The organism is Flavobacterium rhamnosiphilum, assembly GCF_004349195.1.
Taxonomy (GTDB): Bacteria; Bacteroidota; Bacteroidia; order Flavobacteriales; family Flavobacteriaceae; genus Flavobacterium; species Flavobacterium rhamnosiphilum.
Map to the genome: position 1 here is coordinate 574046 of NZ_SMLG01000001.1, position 20199 is coordinate 594244.

19 protein-coding genes are annotated in these 20199 nt (G+C 33.8%); 12 read left to right on the top strand and 7 right to left on the bottom strand.

Annotated features, from left to right (window positions below; genetic code table 11):
- Positions 1 to 20: 20 nt before the first annotated feature.
- Positions 21 to 398 carry a heavy-metal-associated domain-containing protein gene (locus tag E0I26_RS02475; RefSeq protein WP_131914910.1) on the bottom strand — a complete coding sequence of 126 codons (378 nt, stop codon included), beginning with the start codon at positions 396 to 398 and terminating at the stop codon, positions 21 to 23.
- Positions 399 to 507: 109 nt separating this feature from the next.
- Here E0I26_RS02475 and E0I26_RS02480 point away from each other — a divergent pair, with 109 nt between their 5' ends.
- Positions 508 to 1374, top strand: coding sequence for a DMT family transporter (locus E0I26_RS02480; RefSeq protein ID WP_131914911.1), 867 nt, complete (start codon positions 508 to 510; stop codon positions 1372 to 1374).
- A gap of 145 nt (positions 1375 to 1519) precedes the next feature.
- Here E0I26_RS02480 and E0I26_RS02485 read toward each other — a convergent pair whose 3' ends face one another.
- Complete coding sequence (locus E0I26_RS02485; RefSeq protein WP_235831703.1) at positions 1520 to 3568, bottom strand: M16 family metallopeptidase; 2049 nt, start codon at positions 3566 to 3568, stop codon at positions 1520 to 1522.
- Positions 3569 to 3581: 13 nt separating this feature from the next.
- Entirely contained in the window at positions 3582 to 4907 is a 1326-nt protein-coding gene (locus tag E0I26_RS02490; RefSeq protein WP_131914912.1) for a M16 family metallopeptidase, read from the bottom strand.
- A gap of 233 nt (positions 4908 to 5140) precedes the next feature.
- Here E0I26_RS02490 and rplU point away from each other — a divergent pair, with 233 nt between their 5' ends.
- Both rplU and rpmA read left to right on the top strand, forming a co-directional pair.
- Positions 5141 to 5563: a 50S ribosomal protein L21 gene (rplU, locus tag E0I26_RS02495; RefSeq protein ID WP_131914913.1), complete on the top strand. Its 423-nt coding sequence runs from the start codon at positions 5141 to 5143 to the stop codon at positions 5561 to 5563.
- 23 nt (positions 5564 to 5586) lie between these two features.
- The gene (rpmA, locus tag E0I26_RS02500) at positions 5587 to 5853 is read left to right on the top strand and encodes a 50S ribosomal protein L27 (RefSeq protein ID WP_026709571.1); all 267 of its coding nucleotides are present in this window, start codon (positions 5587 to 5589) and stop codon (positions 5851 to 5853) included.
- A 200-nt stretch (positions 5854 to 6053) separates the two neighbouring features.
- Here the strand turns inward: rpmA and E0I26_RS02505 are convergent, their stop codons facing one another.
- Both E0I26_RS02505 and E0I26_RS02510 read right to left on the bottom strand, forming a co-directional pair.
- Positions 6054 to 7661 (bottom strand): sensor histidine kinase, encoded by a 1608-nt coding sequence (locus E0I26_RS02505; protein ID WP_131914914.1) that lies wholly within the window; start codon positions 7659 to 7661, stop codon positions 6054 to 6056.
- Positions 7662 to 8102: 441 nt separating this feature from the next.
- Positions 8103 to 9554 (bottom strand): amidohydrolase family protein, encoded by a 1452-nt coding sequence (locus tag E0I26_RS02510; RefSeq protein WP_131914915.1) that lies wholly within the window; start codon positions 9552 to 9554, stop codon positions 8103 to 8105.
- Positions 9555 to 9807: 253 nt separating this feature from the next.
- Between E0I26_RS02510 and E0I26_RS02515 the strand changes: the two genes are divergently transcribed.
- The 3 genes from E0I26_RS02515 (at position 9808) to E0I26_RS02520 (ending at position 10740) form a co-directional block, all read left to right on the top strand.
- Complete coding sequence (locus tag E0I26_RS02515) at positions 9808 to 10020, top strand: hypothetical protein (RefSeq protein ID WP_131914916.1); 213 nt, start codon at positions 9808 to 9810, stop codon at positions 10018 to 10020.
- A 138-nt stretch (positions 10021 to 10158) separates the two neighbouring features.
- Positions 10159 to 10299 (top strand): hypothetical protein, encoded by a 141-nt coding sequence (locus E0I26_RS16430; RefSeq protein WP_165929391.1) that lies wholly within the window; start codon positions 10159 to 10161, stop codon positions 10297 to 10299.
- Positions 10300 to 10308: 9 nt separating this feature from the next.
- Positions 10309 to 10740 (top strand): tetratricopeptide repeat protein, encoded by a 432-nt coding sequence (locus E0I26_RS02520; protein WP_131914917.1) that lies wholly within the window; start codon positions 10309 to 10311, stop codon positions 10738 to 10740.
- A gap of 90 nt (positions 10741 to 10830) precedes the next feature.
- Here E0I26_RS02520 and E0I26_RS02525 read toward each other — a convergent pair whose 3' ends face one another.
- Both E0I26_RS02525 and ahcY read right to left on the bottom strand, forming a co-directional pair.
- Positions 10831 to 11358, bottom strand: coding sequence for a hypothetical protein (locus E0I26_RS02525; protein WP_131914918.1), 528 nt, complete (start codon positions 11356 to 11358; stop codon positions 10831 to 10833).
- A gap of 252 nt (positions 11359 to 11610) precedes the next feature.
- Positions 11611 to 12927 (bottom strand): adenosylhomocysteinase, encoded by a 1317-nt coding sequence (gene ahcY, locus E0I26_RS02530; RefSeq protein ID WP_131914919.1) that lies wholly within the window; start codon positions 12925 to 12927, stop codon positions 11611 to 11613.
- A gap of 245 nt (positions 12928 to 13172) precedes the next feature.
- Between ahcY and E0I26_RS02535 the strand changes: the two genes are divergently transcribed.
- The 6 genes from E0I26_RS02535 to E0I26_RS02560 all read left to right on the top strand — a co-directional run bounded on the left by E0I26_RS02535 (position 13173) and on the right by E0I26_RS02560 (position 20186).
- A complete protein-coding gene (locus tag E0I26_RS02535) occupies positions 13173 to 13829 on the top strand; it encodes a 4'-phosphopantetheinyl transferase family protein (RefSeq protein ID WP_131915145.1) in 657 nt (218 codons plus the stop codon).
- 37 nt (positions 13830 to 13866) lie between these two features.
- Positions 13867 to 14589 (top strand): geranylgeranylglyceryl/heptaprenylglyceryl phosphate synthase, encoded by a 723-nt coding sequence (locus E0I26_RS02540; RefSeq protein ID WP_131914920.1) that lies wholly within the window; start codon positions 13867 to 13869, stop codon positions 14587 to 14589.
- Positions 14590 to 14654: 65 nt separating this feature from the next.
- Positions 14655 to 15284: a nicotinamide riboside transporter PnuC gene (gene pnuC / locus E0I26_RS02545; protein ID WP_131914921.1), complete on the top strand. Its 630-nt coding sequence runs from the start codon at positions 14655 to 14657 to the stop codon at positions 15282 to 15284.
- A complete protein-coding gene (locus E0I26_RS02550) occupies positions 15239 to 17359 on the top strand; it encodes a DUF4301 family protein (RefSeq protein WP_131914922.1) in 2121 nt (706 codons plus the stop codon). Before pnuC ends, E0I26_RS02550 begins: the two co-directional genes overlap by 46 nt.
- Before the next feature lie 5 nt (positions 17360 to 17364).
- On the top strand, positions 17365 to 17769 hold the full coding sequence (arfB, locus tag E0I26_RS02555) for an alternative ribosome rescue aminoacyl-tRNA hydrolase ArfB (protein ID WP_131914923.1): 405 nt from the start codon (positions 17365 to 17367) through the stop codon (positions 17767 to 17769).
- 338 nt (positions 17770 to 18107) lie between these two features.
- The gene (locus tag E0I26_RS02560; RefSeq protein ID WP_165929392.1) at positions 18108 to 20186 is read left to right on the top strand and encodes a TonB-dependent receptor; all 2079 of its coding nucleotides are present in this window, start codon (positions 18108 to 18110) and stop codon (positions 20184 to 20186) included.
- Positions 20187 to 20199 lie beyond the last annotated feature (13 nt).

The following is a 20199-nucleotide window of genomic DNA, read 5'->3' on the forward strand; positions in this document are numbered from 1 at the left end:
ATACAATTTGAAAGTCTGGATTACGACTTCATATTCGAAACTTTGTATGTTTTACCATCTGCAGCGGCTTCAACAACTTTAGCCAATTTTTCTGGAGTTTGAACCGTTTTGTCAAAAGTCACGGTGGCTAATTTTGTATCAAAATCTACCGTTGCTTTCTGAACGCCATCGAGTCCGGTCAAATCTTCTTGAATCGTTTTGGCACAACCTATGGCACATGTCATTCCTTCTACGGAAAAACTCGCTGTTTGAAGATTGGCAGCTACAATTTCTTTTTTAACTTTTGGAGCTTCTGTTGTTGCAGTTTCTTTGGAAACGATATCTGTTGATTTTTCTTTACAGCCTACAAATAAAACACTTGTAAGTACTAGCGTTACGATTGATTTTTTGAAATTCATTATGATGTAAATTTTAAAGATTAAAAGCGTGTTTCTGAACTGCAAAATTAATTAAAAAAAGGAGGACTAATTCATAAAATAATTACAATTTTGGGGCAAAATTATCTTTATGGAATCGAAGCAGTTAAAATGGGTGTACTTGATGGTTCTTGCCTTGGTTTGGGGAAGTTCATTTATATTAATAAAAAAAGGGCTAATTGGTTTGACAGCTTTACAATTGGGATCGTTGCGAATTATTTTTGCAGCTGTTTTTTTATTGCTGATAGGATTTAAAAGTTTATCTAAAATCCCGATGCATAAATGGAAATATATTGCCTTAACTTCTCTATTTGGGACATTTATACCAGCTTACCTTTTTGCGATTGCCCAGACCGAAATTGATAGTTCCGTGAGTTCTATTTTGAATTCTCTGACTCCTTTGAATACATTGATTTTAGGCGCTTTGGTTTTTGGATTGCAATTCAAAAGAAATCAGATTTTTGGAATTCTAATCGGTTTAATAGGAAGCGCCTTGTTGATTTTGAACGGGGCTATTCATCATCCGGAACAAAATTATTATTATGCTATTTTGGTTTTAATAGCTTCAATATGTTATGCGGTTAATGTAAATTTAATCAAAAAATATTTACATGATTTGAGTCCGTTGAGTATTACTACCGGTAATTTTATGGTGTTGTTTTTTCCGGCATTCATCATCTTGTTTTTCTCCGGTTTCTTTGAAGTGGTACACGATGTGAAAGTGCAGGAATCGGTTTTGTTTATTATGGTTCTTGGGGTTGTAGGAACGGGAATTGCGAATATTCTGTTCTTTAAACTCATCCAAATGTCCTCACCAGTTTTCGCTACTTCAGTAACGTATTTGATTCCTGTGGTTGCTTTTTGCTGGGGATTGTTGGACAATGAAATGCTTACTGCAGTTCAGTTTTTTGGTGCTTTTATCGTTTTAATCGGAGTGTACTTGTCAGCTAAGAAGTAGTATTCAGTGATCAGTTTAGTACTCAGATTATAAACGGATAGATAACAGATTTTGAATTTTTTAAAATCTAATGGATTCACAAACTTTATAAAACAACAAAGGCTGCCTAAAAAAGACAGCCTTTGTTTATTAATTCAAGTTTTGATTATTGAAAATCAGCATCTGAAACACCTTCATTGATTTTTACATCAGACATTTTAATATCCAATTCAAATCCTACATTTTGGATGATGTTAAAAGGAATCTTAACCCCTTTTACTTCTTTATAATCTCCATAATTCGTAGTTTGAGTGATGGTTTGACCACCTTGTTCCATTGTTTTTGATTCGGATACTTTCAGTCCGGAAGTTACATCGTAATAGAATGTTGTTTTTCCATTTTTTACAGCATACGCATCTTTTCCACTGATTGTTTCTATACCGCTCAATACTAATCCTTCTTTTTTAGAAAGCAATAACTCTTCAAAAGTTGTTGCGCTTGCTTTCATTTCAGTAAGGTCATTACCTTCAATGTTTTTGCGTTGCCCTTGTTGCATGATGTAAGCTCCTTTTTCATTGATAACTTGCTTCATCAAGCTCATGGTTCCCATCGCTAATTCAACCATTAATTTTCCTTTAGCATCTATCTTAGAAGTAAAACTTAAAGGAGAAGGTGCTTGGGGAATAGTCGTTGTTCCGTTCATTACAATCGTTTTTACAGCAGAAGCTGCTTTTTCTCCACCAATAGCTTTGATGTAATTATCAATAACGCTTTTGGCAGTTACGCCAGCAGGAATGTCTTTTTTGAAAACTGGTTTTTCCAATGGATTGCCGTATTTGTCAAAATAAAACATTGGAATTTTTAATTTTTCCAAAGCTGGAATCACTTCTGATCCTTTTCCGGCAATAATGATTCGTTTATTGTCTAAAAGAAAATATTTGTTGGCTGCACGAAGTACATCATCGGCAGTTACCGCATTGATAGTTTTGATGTAATTTTCATAAAAATCTTTTGGAAGATCTTCTGTCTCTATATTCAAGGCATATCGGGCAATTGATTGCGGTTTTTCTACCTGCATAACAAATCGTCCAATATAACCGGCTTTAGTATTACTCAGCAATTCCTCGCTTACTTTCTCAGTACGTATTTTTTTTATTTCCTTGATAAATTCAACCACTGCGCTATCTGTAACTACGTTTCTTACCGCCGAAGTCGATCTTAATTTAGTCACGTATTTTCCGCTTCCTATTATAGAACTGGCACCGTAAGTCCATGCGTGTTTTTCTCTTAAATTCATATTAAGATAACTATTGAAATCACCGCCAAGAATATAAGTTGCGATTACAGCAGGGAAGAAATCGGGGTCACTCATCTTTAAATTCACTGTATTTACTAATGAAATCTCCGATTGTACTGCATTAGGAACATCAACAAAATTGATTTGAGTAAACGGTACATTTTCCGGGGCTGCGTAGGTCAGTTTTGGCGTGCTTCTTTTTTGCCAAGATCCAAATAGTTGTTCTACAATTGGTTTTGCTTCTTTGTATTTGATGTCTCCAATAATCACTAAATAAGCGTTTTCGGGAACAAAATAATTAGCATAATTGGCTTGAATATCCGCAAGAGTTACGTTTTTAATCGTTTCTTCGGTCATGTATTCTCCAGAAGGGTGGTTTTTTCCGAAAGCAAGTGCGTCAACAACTCTGTTTGCAATTGCAGGAACACTTTTTTCCTGAGATTTAAGTCCTTCCAGTAATTTTGCTTTCTCTTTCTCGAATTCTTTTTGAGTAAAATTTGGGTGCAAAGCTCCGTAAGACATCAATTCCAATATTCGTTTAGAATATTTAGAAAGTGCGCTTGCATAAGCTCCTTGAGAATTAAAATTAAGATCAGCCCCTAGAAAATCAATTTCTTCGTTGAAAGCATCTTTTGCTAATTTTTTACTCCCGTTTCCTATCATGCTGCTCGTCAATTCATCAACTCCTTTTTTATTGCCTTCGGCATAAGGAGCGTTGTCCAGCGAAAGGCTGAAGCTGACTTTTGGGAGTTTATGATTTTCAACAATCATTACCTTCAAACCATTTGACATAACAAAAGTTTGTGGTTTTTTGATGTTTACTACTGGTGAAGCTCCAGGTTTAGGTTGTGTTCTATCTTGTGCCTGCATAATTCCTGTTACCAACAAAATGAATACTAGTATATTTGTTTTTTTCATGATTTAGAGTGTCTTAGTTTTTAGCCTGTTCTGTTGAAGGAATATAATCCAAAAGCAATCTTTGGTTTGGATTCAAATATTTTTTTGCAACGTCTCTAATTTCTTCACGAGTGATAGAGTGTAAAAGTTCTATCTCGGTGTTAATTAAATTGATGTCCCCGTAAAGCATATAATAGGTTGCTAAATTTTCGGCAATTCCTTCTACATTTGAATTGGCATTCACAAAATTATTGTCAAACTTATTTTGTAATTTTTGGAAGTCTTTCTCAGAAATTAATTCGGTTTGAATTTTTACAATTTCTTCGTCAATTTCTTTCAAGACATCAGCAGCGGTATTTGTTCCCATTGGTAAGCCATACAAAATATACATTCCATAATCTTCTTGGCTAAAACCAACGGCACCTATTTGTAATGCCATTTTTTTCTCATCAACTATTTTTTTGTACAATTTAGAACTTTTTCCATCACTTAAATAAGAAGAGATGAAATCCAAAACTCTGGCATCTCTTGTTTTCATTGATGGTGTTCTGTACGAAGCAACTAACATTGGGATTTGTATGTTAGTATCCTGATACGTAGCTTTTATAGTTTGAGTGATTGGCTCTTCAACAAAAGTTTGTTTCGTTACAGCAGTTCCTTTTTTTATTGGTCCAAAATATTTCTGAATCCATTCTTTAGCCTGATTTTTTTCGAAATCACCGGCAACAACTAAAACAGCGTTGTTTGGAATGTAGAATTTTTTATTGAATGCTTGAAATTCTTCTAAGGTTGCGGCATCCAAATCTTTCATTGAGCCAATGGTAGTCCAGCGATATGGATGATTTTTGAACATATTTTCTTTTACAACCGTAAGAATGTTTCCATAAGGACGATTGTCAAAACTGGTTCTTTTCTCTTCTTTTACCACTTCATTTTGAGTGTCAACGCCAATTTGATTGATTACAGGATGCATTAATCTTTCGGATTCCATCCAAAGTGCTAATTCTAAATTATTAGAAGGAAATACTTCGTAATAATACGTTCGGTCATCAGAAGTATTAGCATTGTTCGTTCCTCCGTTTGAACTTACAATTTTCATCCATTCACCACGTTTGATGTTTTCAGTTCCTTCAAATAACAAATGTTCGAAAAAATGGGCAAAACCAGTTCGTTCCGGATTCTCATCTTTGGAACCTACATGGTACATCACAGAAGTAACAACTACAGGCGCAGAAGGATCGTTATGCAAAATGACATGCATGCCATTGTCTAAATTGTATTCTTCGAAAACTACTTTTTGAGCCGAAGCTACTCCACCAAGCATGAGCGCTGTACTTAAGGCCATTATTGATTTTTTCATATTGGATTAATAATTTTTTATTTTCTATTAGTAACGGAAAAAGGGGTATTGTTACATCAAAAATACTACAGAATAAACCTTTAACAACTGTTCATTTAGGTTTATTATCAAACAGCTTCAAAAGTATGACAAATCAGGGGATTAGAAGGAAGTAATATTTTTGGTTCTACTAATTGCAGGTTAAATATTTAATTGTATATTTGCAACCTTAAAAATTATTAAAACAATTCAGTATGTATGCAATCGTAGAGATAGCAGGGCAACAGTTCAAAGTAAGCAAAGACCTAAAGGTTTACGTTAACCGTTTGACAAATGAAGAAGGTTCGAAAGTTTCTTTCGACAAAGTTTATTTGTTAGATGATAACGGTACAATCACAATAGGCGCCCCAGCTATAGAAGGTGCTTCAGTAGAAGCTAAAGTGTTACAACACTTAAAAGGAGATAAAGTTATCGTTTTTAAAAAGAAAAGAAGAAAAGGATACAAAAAGAGAAACGGTCACAGACAATATCTTACTCAAATTGTAATTGAAGGTATTACTGGTGTTGGTGCTAAAAAAGCGGCTCCTAAAAAAGCAGCAGTTGAAGCAACTACAGAAGAAGTTGAAGCTCCTAAGAAAAAAGTAGCTAAAGCTAAAAAAGAAGATACACAAGAATAATAACAAAATAAAACTAATACGTCATGGCTCACAAGAAAGGTGTCGGTAGTTCTAAGAATGGTAGAGAATCAGAATCAAAACGTTTAGGTGTTAAGATTTTTGGTGGTCAAGCTGCTATTGCTGGGAACATCATCGTAAGACAAAGAGGTTCAAAACATAATCCAGGTGAAAACGTTTACATTAGTAAAGATCACACACTACACGCAAGAGTAGATGGAGTTGTTAAGTTCCAAAAGAAAAGAGATAACAAATCTTATGTTTCTATCCTTCCATTTGAAGTTGAAGCATAATTGATTTTCTCAATTATTAAAAAAACCCGTTTCGAAAGAAGCGGGTTTTTTGTTTTTCCACAATTGTAGATACGTATAATTGTTGTAGAGGTGCAATTTAAGAGATGTGCAATTTCGTAGAGACGTATATCTGTAATTTTATTTTTTAGAAGGGAATTGAACTGGAAACAGATTAGCATATTCTGTTCGGATATTCAAATCTAGGCGGTTGGACTTGGATTGAATACTATTTTAAAGGTAGTGCCTTCGTTTACTTTGCTTACTGCGCTTATTATTCCTCCCATCGTTTCTACCTGTGTTTTGGTAAGAAAAAGCCCGACTCCTTTTGCTTCAGGGTGTTTGTGGAAGGTTTTATGCAATCCGAACAAACGAGATCCGTTTTTAGAAAGGTCAATTCCGAGGCCGTTGTCACTTACCGTAAGCTCAATTCTGTCATCCGTATTTGTTGTTGCAAAATGAATAACGGGTTTTTGCTCTGGAGTATGATATTTTAAGGCATTACTTAGCAGGTTTTGCATAATACTTTCAAGATAGGTGCTAGAGTATTCTATTTCAGGAGCTTCTGAAAAATCGGCGGTTATATTGGCATTTAATTCTAAAATCTGTCCTTGGAATGTTGTTGTTATTTTTGAGAAAACGGTTTCAAAAATGATTTTTTCTCTATCTCTCTTTGATTCGTGTCTTGTGGAAACCACTTCCAGTAATTCATTAAGAGTGCTTCCGATATTGTTGACGGTTTTTTCAAACATTTGCATCAATTCATCTTTGTCTTCTATGTTTTCTTCCTCTTTATAGAAGTTCAAAAGGGAGTGTAAATTACTCACAGGTCCGCGGAGATTGTGTGAAATGATATGGGCAAAATCTTCTAATTGTTTGTTTTGAGTGGTCAAATACATGGTGCGATCAACAACTATCTTTTCAAGATTTTTATTGGCTTTGATTATTTTATTTTCGGCTTTAATTCTTTTGATGTCTATTTGGTTTAGTAAGCTTGAAGTTGACGCGATAAAATACAGCGATATCAGAATAAAGGAAGTTGCCAATAGCGCTATTCCAAAATCTTGCGATATCAGTTTGTGTCTAAGGATGAATAATTCTAATGAAGTAAGCAGGAGAATAGCGGTTACCATTTTGGGGAAAAGGTTCCGTGACATCAGGTTTCCTATGTTGATTCCGGTAAAAATACCGGTTATTCCCAAATTTTTTTGTGTAAAAGAAGTGGCAATTGAGAGTGTAAAAAAGGCTAATGCAGTATGCACCGCTACAGTAGTAAGAAAAGACAGTTTGTAAAAAACAGGAACTACAAACAGGTAACCTAATAATGCGATGAAAGATATTAATGTGATAATATGAAGGCAATATTGAGCCAGTTTCTTAAAGTGGGAAGTTTGAGAAGTAATGCCTAAAAGGGCCAAACCATATAAGCTAAAACAAAAAGCGGTAGTTGGTGAGGGGCGTCCTGGATAAGAGAATCCTTTTTTTATATTGTCGTAATCGGTGATTAGAAACTGGTCAATTCCTAAATCATAATTGAAAATATTTTGCGAAAAAGTTGCTACGCCAAATACTAAAAGTAAAAAAGCAGCGAAACGACAAGTATTACTCCATCGATTTGTAGTCATACATAGGGATATTATTCCGGATAATAAAAAGCCGATGGCAGTGTTTATTTTCATGGAAACATAGCCAGGAATGATTGTTTTAAATACAGAAATATCAAACAGCCATCCTAAAATAACAATTAGCGCTAGGACAATGGTAAATATACTTACGGATGTAAGAATTGAAGACTTATACTTATAATTCATTTACTTTTGGATGATAAGGATTTAATAGCGGTTATTCGGTGTAAAGAAAAAGTAAAATGTTGTGGTTGAATTATAAATTTGATTCATATAATAAATTGAATAAAAATAGAATTGTTATTTGTAAAAATACACCTAAAGTATATTAATTGTAAGGCTGAATTGTTTTTTCTGCTATAATAGTAAAAATCTTTCGTAAAAAAGAGTCAAATTCAATTTAATGCAAGATTTCCTCTTTTCGTCGAAGTTCTATGGAGAATAGAATACAGGGATTTAACAATAAATGGTATATATGCGAGTTTCCGTTCGAACCATTATCAGGGTGATTTTATTAGTACAAAAAAACCGTTCGCCTAGGTAAACGGTTTTTTTGATATTGTTGTGAAAATTGCTTTTTTCTAATTCGAACTTAAAATAGAATTGCATTCCATAGCTTGGGAATGGTTATTTCCTTTTTTCGTCCAATTCTATTTTTTTGTTTTTTGCAATTTCTAACATGTTGTTTAAATTTTCTCTGTCAAAATATTGACCTTTTGTAAAAACACCGTAAACTTTGTTTACAGCTCTAATGTCAATCAAAGGGTTTTCATTCAGGATTACCAAATCGGCTATTTTTCCTTCGTTTACAGAGCCCATAGTATCTGACTTTTTCAAGAATTTTGCTCCGTTGATGGTGGCGGTTTTCAAAATATCTTTAGGTTGCATACCTGCATTTTGAAACAATTCAAGTTCTTCTGTTAATGCTGCTGCGGGATAAACAAATGTATTTAATGCCGCAGAATCACTTCCTGCCAATATAGTTACACCAGCCTTTTGCATCAGTGGAACTTGTTGTGCGATACGTTTATATTTGTCTTTTTTCTGTTGCTTTTGCTCAGCCGTTTCACCTGCCATTCGGCCAATTCGCCATTGATAATTATCCGTAAAACGCTTGGTTAAATATTGAAGATAAGCATCGTTTTTATGATCATTTTCATCTAAATAGGCCAATTGTTTGCCTCCTATTAATGTAGGGGTTACTGTCATTCCTTTTTTAGCCAGTTTTTTATAATTTGAAATGGCTTTTTCTTGGTTGAAATTTTTATAGTACAATTGTTCCGCCTGACTTTTTGTGATTTCTTTGGAATTGAGTTTTGAAATTATTTCGTTTTCATCACTTCCTAATCGTAAAACATAACTCGCATGTTCGATGCTGGAAAGTCCGTTGTCAATTAAGGTTTCAATGCTAACATTTGACGGAATATGACCAGAAACAAGGTAACCTCTATTGTGGGCGGCAAGTACGCTTTTTGTGTATAAGGACCCATCTAGTGTGCTTTCGGTAATTTTAATGAAATCTACCTTGTAGTTATCTAATTTATCAAGCATTAAATGGAGTTCCGATTCATTGCTGATTTCTAAATCACCTTTCCAAATAGAGTTTATTCCTTCTAATTTTCTTCCGGCAGTAAAAATGGTTGGGCCAAGTAAGCTGCCGCTATTTATTTGGTCTCGCCAAGACAATACTTTTTCGCCCAAATCGCTTGCGCAATCTCGAACAGTGGTAATGCCATAGGCTAAATATACCGGGAATAGAGCCAAATTATCTTCCACAAGATTTTCACCTTCAATGTGGATGTGATTATCCCATAGGCCGGGAATTACGTATTTGTTACTAGCGTCTATTTGATTAGAAGCGGGTACATTGTCATAATTTTTGTTTTTTTTACTTATGGCAATTATTTTATTGCTCTCTATTAAGATGTTCCTGTTTTTTAATATTTTACCGGAAAGGACATCAACAACGTTCGTGTTTTTTATCAGCCATTGGCTATTTGTTTTTTGTTGGTTGTTTTGGCTGTGTAGCGTTATAGTGAAAATAAATACTAAACATAGGGCTAGAAGTTTCTTTGGCATTTTTAATTTTTATTTCAAAAGTAAATAAAATATATAACTTTTTGAGGTGTAGTTCTTGTTTTTCGGGCACAGATCGCAAATCTGCGCTATCGAACTGGAGACAAATCCGAGCGGTCGGTTTTTTTTCAACACTATGTCAAATCCCCACGGTCGAGGTTTGGTTGATAAGATGTGAATAAGTTTAATGTTTATTTTAAATAGTTTTTATCTATTGTTTGTAAATTTGCAATAGAAAACACAAATAATTATAAAAATGGAAAATTTAAAATTAAATGATTTGTCAATTGCTGACTTAAAAGCGGCTTTAGATTTTATTCAAGATCAAAAAAAACAATTTATTGAAGGTTATATAGGGAACGAAAAACCTCAAACAAATTCTAGTTTCAAGTTATTTGAAAGTTTAGAAGATCAATTACATTCAAATTTATTCAATCGTGTAAACAAATTAAAAACATATAATAATTGATAATTAAAAGGTTTGATTTAGAGTTAATTATAGGATAAAGATGAAAATTGCTAAAAGATTAATTCGGAAAAACAAATCAATATATTATTGCGTTATTATTAGAATGCTTTTAGAAAAATTATCGATAAAATTAAACAAATGAATACAGAATTAAATGAACACATTTTAGATTTGATAAATCTAATTAAAGGATTGAGAGAAGATTTAGGTGAGCATAAGAATGAAATGGAAAAATTAAAATTTAGAATTTCAGAATTAGAAAACGCATTAAGTAATTAATTTTTATATATGAAAACCATATCTCTTTATAGTGATTCCGAATTTTCAAAAAATGACTTTGAATTAACTAAAGATGATTATTTGCATAATTCAATTTTGAGGTTAAAAATTAAAGATTATAGTGGTGCAATAAAGGATTGTACAAATGCTATCAAATTAGATGATAAATGTTTAAGTGCATATTTAACAAGATTTATAATTAGAATGGAATTAAAGGAGTATTCATTTGCAACAGATGATTTTTTAGAAGCGGTTTCTCTGGAAGAAAAAAAATCAGAATTAAAAACGTCTACTGAATGCTATGAAACAATGTTTGATATTTTCATTCAATTATCTAAAGACGAAAGAAACAAACTCAAAGATGAATTTAGAAAAAGGTCTAGTAATAAAGAAAAGTCAAAAGAATTATTATCTAATTCCTTTTTGAAGATTGTTAGATAGAATGTAAAAACAAAAAATAACTCTTTCTTCTACCCAAAAATTTTTTTTCATAGTTGACATATACCTGTATGGTAGATTTTTGGTGTTATATTAACTATGTTTGGCATAAATAATTTCACCTGTTATACAAGCCGAAGGTAAAATAGGTAAATGTGCTTTAGCTTTTGAACTTTGCAATTGTACAATTCCTGCACAATAATTTACACATACTTTTAAAATACCACTGTCAATATCATTAGCGAGTTCATCGTAAATTAGTTTAGTGTAATTAAAATTCGATTTATTTTTTAATGATTTTGATATTAACTTCATGATAATTGATAAAACAATTAAGATAATTGTTGTTTTCCATGAAAAAAATAAAAAAATAATAGAAGTAAGAATTAATACAATTGATAATCCGTTAAATTTATGATGTTTAGAGTATTCGGGATTACCTGTAGCATCTGCTAATCTTGAAGCTGATGAAATGATAGAAATTTTATTTTTCAAAAACATTTCACTATATTCTTCATGATTTTCCACAAAATCAGCCGCAACTTGTTGCACTTGTGGTGTTAAGTTTTCGCCGAAATTTTCTTTTAGATGTTTTAAATATGTTTCGATATTAGGTTTCATATACTTTTTTTTAATTACTAGGTTTGAAAAAAAACTTTATTCTGTTTTTTGAGAAGTAAGCTCAATAACCATTCTTTTGCTAATATATTCAAAAATAATTTATTTGACATAAAGTGAGAATGATTATTTTTGAATCACTTTTTGCATATAATTATTTATACTTTATTGAGATCACGCCCCAATAAAAAACCCTCACATTTCTGCAAGGGTTTTAAATCTGAAATCATAAATCGCTAATCTAAAATCAGCAATCTAGTATCTGTAATATTCTGGTTTGAATGGACCTTCAACTGGAACTCCAATATAATCAGCTTGGTCAACACGTAAAGTCTCTAATTCAACACCTAATTTAGCCAAGTGTAACATAGCTACTTTTTCATCAAGATGTTTTGGTAACATATACACGTCATTGTTGTATGCCGCACTGTTTTTCCATAATTCGATTTGAGCCAAAGTTTGGTTTGTAAATGAGTTACTCATTACAAAACTTGGGTGACCTGTAGCACAACCAAGGTTCACCAAACGACCTTCTGCCAAGATAAGAATATCTTTTCCAGCAATAGTATATTTGTCAACTTGTGGTTTGATCTCCACTTTTGATGCACCGTGGTTGGTGTTCAACCAAGCCATATCAATTTCGTTGTCAAAATGCCCGATGTTACAAACAACAGTTTTGTCTTTCATTTTTTCGAAATGGCTTCCCAAAACGATATCTTTATTTCCAGTTGTCGTGATGATAATATCAGCATTTCCAACCACAGTATCTAATTTCTTCACTTCAAAACCGTCCATTGCAGCTTGTAAAGCACAAATCGGGTCAATTTCAGTAACAGTAACTATTGATCCAGCACCTCTAAAAGAAGCAGCAGTTCCTTTTCCAACGTCTCCGTATCCACAAACAATTACTCTTTTTCCGGCTAGCATCAAGTCAGTTGCACGACGAACTGCATCAACAGCCGATTCTTTACAACCGTATTTGTTGTCAAATTTCGATTTAGTAACCGAGTCATTAACGTTTATTGCAGGCATTGGTAACGTTCCGGCTTTTACCCTTTCGTATAATCTGTGAACACCAGTTGTAGTTTCTTCAGACAATCCTTTAATTCCCGCAACCAATTCTGGGTAACGGTCAATAACCATATTCGTCAAATCTCCACCGTCATCAAGAATCATGTTCAATGGTTTTCTGTCTTCACCAAAGAATAATGTTTGCTCAATACACCAGTCAAAATCCACTTCGTTCAACCCTTTCCAAGCGTAAACCTGAATTCCTGCAGCAGCAATTGCAGCAGCAGCTTGATCTTGAGTAGAGAAAATGTTACAAGAACTCCAAGTCACTTCAGCACCAAGAGCAATTAACGTTTCAATCAAAACCGCAGTCTGGATGGTCATGTGCAAACATCCCGCAATACGAGAGCCAGCAAGTGGTTGTTCGTCTTTGTATTCTGCACGAAGCGCCATTAAACCTGGCATTTCAGCTTCTGCTAGTTCAATTTCTTTTCTTCCCCAAGCCGCTAGAGAAATGTCTTTAACTTTGAAAGCCACAAAAGGCATAGTTGTAGTACTCATTTATAGTATATTTGTAAGTGTAAAATTTTTTGCAAATTTACGTAATAACTTTATAAATAAACTAATTTCTAAAAGATTTGTGAATTACTTAATCTTTTGAATATTAGAGAAATAATTTTTATTAGGAGCCAATCCCGCTATTCGTTGCAATCTTTTTCTCAACCCTTTCAGGGTTCAAAACCCTGAAAGGGTTGAGAAAAAGGATTTTCACTTCTATCGGGGCTAAAAATCAAGACCATAACACGATGCCACTTTATAAAACCATCAATTTCTCCCGAAGCGTAGGGACCACTACCCAAATTCTTGTTTGGAAAGTAACCGAATCCTATGCGGAATTATTAGGAGATGTGGTGTTAAACAATACCAATCGCATCCGACTTGACGGAATGAAATCTGAAATGCACCAACGCGCCTTCCTGAGTGTTCGCAAATTATTGCAGGAAACAGGACACACGGATTTGGATTTGTATTATGATGAATTCGGGAAACCGCATCTCAACGGAGAGAAACACATTTCTATCACGCATTCCCATAATTTTTCGGCACTTATTATAAGTGACGAAACCGTGGGAATTGACATCGAATTACAGAGAGATAAAATCATACGAATCGCAGATAAATTCTGTGACTCGGAATTTCAATTTTTATCACCAAGCTTCGGGACTGAAAAAGCACAAGAATATATTCGGAAATTGACCGTAATTTGGGGTGCCAAAGAAGCCATCTTCAAAATCCGAAACGAAAAAGGAATCAGTTTCAAAGACCATATCAAGGTCAATGCTTTCGAACTAGAAGAGAAACAAACTATCGCCGAACTTCATTTTGATAATCTGATAAAGGATTTCAAAATTCATTTTGAAGAAATAGAGGATTTTACTTTAGTTTATGCCTTTGAAAATTAAAATAAACCGCAAATTTGCGAATTAGCGGTAAAAAAACATGGATAACCTATACAGCCAAATACTAAAAGCCAAAACCAACGACAAAAAGTTACTGGCCATTCTCCTCGATCCCGACAAAATCGTCTGGGAAAATCTTGGGGATTTAATCTCGAAAATCAATCAATCGCCGGCAACGCATATTTTCATTGGCGGAAGCCATGTGAAAACTAATATTCTTGACGAATTAATTATAAAGATTAAACAAGACTGTGATTTGCCAATTGTCCTTTTTCCAGGAAATCCATCTCAAATTTCAGATAAAGCAGACGCGATTTTGTTCTTGTCTTTAATCTCTGGTCGCAATCCTGATTATTTAATCGAACACCAAGTAAAAGCAGTGCCTATTTTAAAACAAACCCAACTCGAAATTATTTCTACCGGTTATATTTTGATAGAAAGCGGCAATGAAACTGCTGTAGCGAGCGTTAGTAAAACAAAGCCTTTAGACAGAAATAATTTGGATTTGGTTTTGGCAACAGCTCAAGCCGGCGAAATGTTAGGCAATAAGTTGATTTATCTCGAAGCGGGAAGTGGGGCAAAACAAGCTGTTCCGTTAGAAATAATTGAATTAGTTTCTCAAAATATTGAAATTCCGTTATTGGTTGGTGGCGGAATTGTAGATTTGCAAGGAATTCAAAACGCTTACCAAGCCGGAGCCGATTTAGTTGTAATAGGAACTGCTTTTGAAAAAGATTTGAATTTTTTTAATAACAGACATTAGTTTTATTTGTCATCCCGAGCGCAGTCGAGGGACGAGAGGTAAATTCACAAACCTAAAACACTTCAATGATAGAATACTTTTTTTCTCAATATGCAGATTACCCAACATTAGATATAATTTTGGAAATTGTAGCGGTCGTTTTTGGTTTGTTAAGTGTTTGGTATGCTAAAAAAGATAACATTTTAGTATTCCCAACAGGGATTGTAAGTACATTAATATTTGTTTATTTGCTTTGGAAATGGACTTTATGGGGCGATATGATGATCAATGGGTATTATTTTGTGATGAGTATTTATGGTTGGTACCATTGGACCAGAAAAAAAGATGACACAATTGAGTTCCCAATTTCAAAAATTTCAAGCTCTGAAAAACGAATTGCCATAATTCTTTTTATATTTACGGTTGTATTTGTGGTTTTGGTTTATCAGTATTTTGATAAATTTACCACTTGGTATGCTTATGTAGACACATTCATTACGGGGGTTTTCTTTGTGGGAATGTGGCTCATGGCCAAAAGGAAGGTAGAAAATTGGATATTTTGGATTGTTGGAGATGTAATTTCAATTCCACTATATTTTTCAAAAGGGTTTACTTTTACAAGTTTTCAGTACACAGTATTTACAATTGTTGCCATTTTTGGCTATTTAGAATGGAAGAAAATCTCAGACAACTCTCAATCGGAGCTACAAAAATAATTAAAATAGCTTTATTTGGTCCCGAAAGTACCGGAAAAACCACATTAGCAAAACAACTCGCTGATTACTATAAAACAGAATGGGTTCCTGAATATGCACGAGAATATCTTCAAGAAAAATGGGATGTACATCAGCAAATTTGTGCTATTGACGATATGTTACCGATTGCTTTGGGTCAAACCAAATTAGAAAATGAAAGCGCTTTAATTGCCAATAAGTATCTTTTTTGCGATACTAACTTAATGGTAACCAAAGTGTTTTCGGAAGTGTATTATGATTATTGTGATCCATTATTAGATCAAGCGGCCCGAGAACATGAATACGATTTGTTTTTCCTTACGGATATTGATGTCCCTTGGGAAAAAGATGATTTAAGAGATAGTCCTGAAGAAAGAGAATCCGTATTTGCAATTTTCAAACAGTCTTTAATTGATAATAAAAAACCATTTGTAATTCTTTCAGGAGATAAAAAATTACGACTTGAGAAAGCAATAGCCATTATCAATGATTTGGCAAAAGCCAAAGAAATGGGTTTTTCTTCGGTTGATTTTATCCAAATTCAGGAACACGGAATCCCAATTGAAAATATTCAAAAACAATTAAAGTTTCTTCAAAACGGAATTTCTAAAATTGATTTGGTAGATCCGGCAACACTGTTTAATGGGATTTTAAAATTATCAGAAACAGATTTTAAGCAAAAAGCAGCTTTTTTTGATGCCAATAAAACAAATCTGAAATTAGAGAAATTTGTCCCTGCTTCGGGAGCCGCAAGCAGAATGTTTAAGTTTCTAATTGCTTTTTTGAATGAGTTTGATGTTGAAAACGAAAGCATCAACGCCTATATCAATAGAAAAAAAGATACGGAATTATCTATTTTTATAGTTGGCATGGAAAAATTTCCTTTTTTTGAGGCAATTGACAAGCAACTTAAAGAGGAGTTTGCAGATTTTGATTCTTTAGACAGCAGTTATAAAAATTATTATTTTATAAAATTGCTTTTGGCTTCTGATTATTTTGATTTTGCCAATAAACCAAAAGCAATTCTGCCTTTTCATAAATACAAAACACACATTGCAACTCCTGTTGAAGAACATTTGAATGAATGTACCCATTATGCGAGTTCCAATAACAATTCATATCTGCATTTTACGGTTTCTGAATCGCATCAAGAGCAATTTGAAAGTGTTATTGATAGCATTAAAAATAAAATTGAAAAGGAATCCGGCACTTCAATAGATGTTACTTATTCGTATCAAAATAAGAGTACAGACACTATTGCTGTAGATCTGGAAAATAAGCCATTTAGAGAAGAAAATGGGGAGTTGGTTTTCAGACCGGGTGGACACGGTGCCTTGATAGATAATTTAAATAATCTGGATTCCGATATTATATTTATCAAAAATATTGACAATGTAATTCAAAACAATATTGAAAAAATTGCCCTGTACAAAAAAGCCTTGGCAGGAATTTTAATGGAAGTACAGGGAGAAGTTTTTAAATATTTGCAAAGTATCGATACTCATGAAGTGGAGCAAAAGTATATCGATGAAATAATCCTTTTCTTAGAAGAAAAATTAAATATTAAAATTCAGGATGATTTTTATACTTGTAGTTTAGAAAGCAAGATTACACAAATTAAAGGGTATCTAAACAGACCAATGCGTGTATGCGGAATGGTAAAAAATGAAGGGGAACCTGGTGGAGGTCCTTTTTGGGTAAGAAATGAAAAAGGGGCAATTTCGTTGCAAATTGTGGAAAGTTATCAAGTAGATTTTTCGAATAAAAACCAGTCTGAAATAATTACTAGAGCTACTCATTTTAATCCTGTGGATTTAGTTTGCGGCATTAAAAATTATAAAAAAGAAAAATTTGATTTGACTCAATTTATAGATTATAATAGTGGTTTTATAGTGGAGAAAAATAAAAACGGTACCGAATTGAAAGGATACGAATTGCCGGGCTTATGGAATGGCGCTATGGCAAACTGGATCACCATATTTGTTCAAGTGCCTTTAATAACATTCAATCCTGTAAAAAACGTAAATGATTTATTAAAACCAGCACATCAACCGTAATAATTTTGGAAAACGAAAAAATTTTATCTGAATTAAGTTTTAAAGCCGTCCGCAGTAGTGGAGCCGGTGGTCAAAATGTAAATAAAGTATCTTCAAAAGTGGTGCTTACATTTGACGTGCAACATTCTCAAGCTTTAACTGAGGAAGAAAAACTCCTGATTGAAACCAAATTGTCTTCCAGATTGACCACTGATGCTGTTTTAATCTTAAATTGTGATGAAGATCGAAGTCAATTTAGAAATAAAGAAATTGTAATCAAACGATTTTTGGAACTCATCAAAAATGCGTTACTAATTCCTAAAGAACGAAAAGCGACTAAAATTCCTAAGTCGGTTATTAGAAAGCGTATAAAGGACAAAAAGAATGTTTCTGAAGTTAAAAAAAATCGCAGAAGACCTAATTTAGATTAATTGTATTTTTTCGGGTCTAATTATTTTTTAAATCTAACGGTCAAACAATCTAAATATCTAAAAATCTTTTCTAAATTTGCCCCGTCTCAAAGGGGTGCTCTAAATAACGAGCTGAGATTATACCCAAAGAACCTGGACAAGTAATGTTGTCAAGGGAAAGAATGACAAAATAGCGTGCAAACGATCTATTTGTCATAGGAAACAATCATTTTAATTTAACAAAAGAATAATTCCCCCTTTTATTCGTAATCTTTTTACGGATGAATACTATTATTAGTTGCAAAGTTGCAAAGTCGCAAAGTTGCAAAGTTTTTAAAAGCAAGGTTTTAACTCCTTGTATGTCTATTGTCTTTTCTCTATTTTCTTTAGTCTCTTTTTCACAAGTTAAAGACACTACTAAAGTAAACCAACTCGATGAAGTCTTGGTTTCGGCAGTACGTGTGACTACAAAAACACCGGTCAGTTTTAGCAATTTGGACAAAAAGGAAATCAAATTCCGAAATTTAGGACAAGATATCCCTATTTTGATGAATTATTTGCCTTCAGTCGTTACGACTTCCGATGCTGGAAATGGAGTGGGGTACACTGGAATTCGGGTTCGTGGTAGCGATGCAACCCGTGTCAATGTAACCATCAACGGGATTCCTTACAATGATTCCGAAAGTCATGGAACGTATTGGGTAAATATGCCTGATTTTGCGTCTTCGCTGGAGAGTTTACAATTGCAACGCGGCGTAGGGACTTCGACTAATGGAGCTGGAGCTTTCGGCGCCAGTTTAAATATGCTGACTGATAATTTTGCCAAAGAAAGCACGGGAGAAATCTCAAACTCTTTTGGAAGTTTCAATACCAGAAAACACACGGTGAAATTCAGTACAGGTTTGATGAACGATCATTTCGAAATCGCGGGACGTTTATCGGCTTTAAATTCGGATGGATATGTGGATCGAGGTGCATCTGATTTGAAATCCTATTTTCTTCAAGGGACGTATGTAGGGAAAACAACGTTAATCAAAGCCTTGGTTTTTGGCGGAAAAGAGAAAACGTACCAGTCTTGGAACGGAATTGATGGCGAAACGCTAATCAGAGATCGAACTTTTAATTCAGCAGGAGCTTTTACTGATGAACAAGGAAAAGATCGTTTTTATGACAATGAAACCGATAATTACCAACAAGATCACGCTCAATTGCATTGGAACGAAAAAATAGCAGCAAACTGGAGCACAAATTTTGCGTTGCATTACACGAAAGGGAAAGGATTCTATGAAAACTACAAAGAAGATGCTGATTTTTCTGATTATGGATTGCAGCCAGTAGGAGTTTTAACAACGACTGATTTGATTCGTCAAAAATGGTTGGATAATGACTTTTACGGAACTACATTTTCTACAAATTATAAGAAAGACAAACTGGATGTGATTTTTGGCGGCGGATGGAACAAGTATGAAGGCAGTCACTTTGGGAAAGTTATTTGGGCGCGATTTGCTTCGCAGAGTGAATTAGGAGATCGTTATTACGATGATTTTGCCACTAAAACCGATGGAACTGTTTTTGCAAAAGTTAATTATCAAATCACCGAAAAATTAAGTTTATTTGGGGATTTACAATACCGTACGGTTAACTATAAAGCAAATGGCGTTCAGGCCAATGTAGTGGATGATACGTTTGATTTTTTTAATCCAAAGACAGGATTGACGTATGATATCAATGCTAATAATGCCTTATATTTCTCTTATGCAAGAGCTAACAGAGAGCCAAACAGAACCGATTATGAAGGTGGAAATGTAAAGCCAGAAAAGTTGAATGACTTTGAATTGGGTTGGAGATATGTTGCAGAGAAAATACAATTCAATTCGAATGTGTATTATATGGCCTATAAAGATCAATTGATTTTGACCGGAAATCTGGATGATGTAGGCGCTCCAATACGTTCCAATAGCGAGAAAAGTTACCGTTTAGGACTGGAAGTAGATGCTACAATAGCGTTGACAAATCAATTGATTATCCGTCCTAATTTTACTTTGAGTGCTAATAAAAATACAGATTTAGCGGTAGAAGGACAGAGTTATGGGACTACAGATATCGCATATTCTCCATCGATTATTGCGGGAAATATTTTGGTCTATACGCCAATTGAAAATCTTCATATTTCATGGTTGCAAAAATTCGTCGGGGAACAATACATGAATAACATCGAATTACCGGCTGCAAAGTTGGCGGATTATTTTGTAAATGACTTGAATGTAGCGTATGAGTTTAAACCAAAATCAATTTTTAAATCAATTGTAATCACTGGTTTGGTGAATAATTTTTTAGATAAAAAATATGTTTCTAATGGATATATGTGGGATGTTTATCCGTACTATTATCCACAAGCCGGAATCAACTTCTTAGCCGGATTAACGTTGAAGTTTTAGAATACTATTTTAG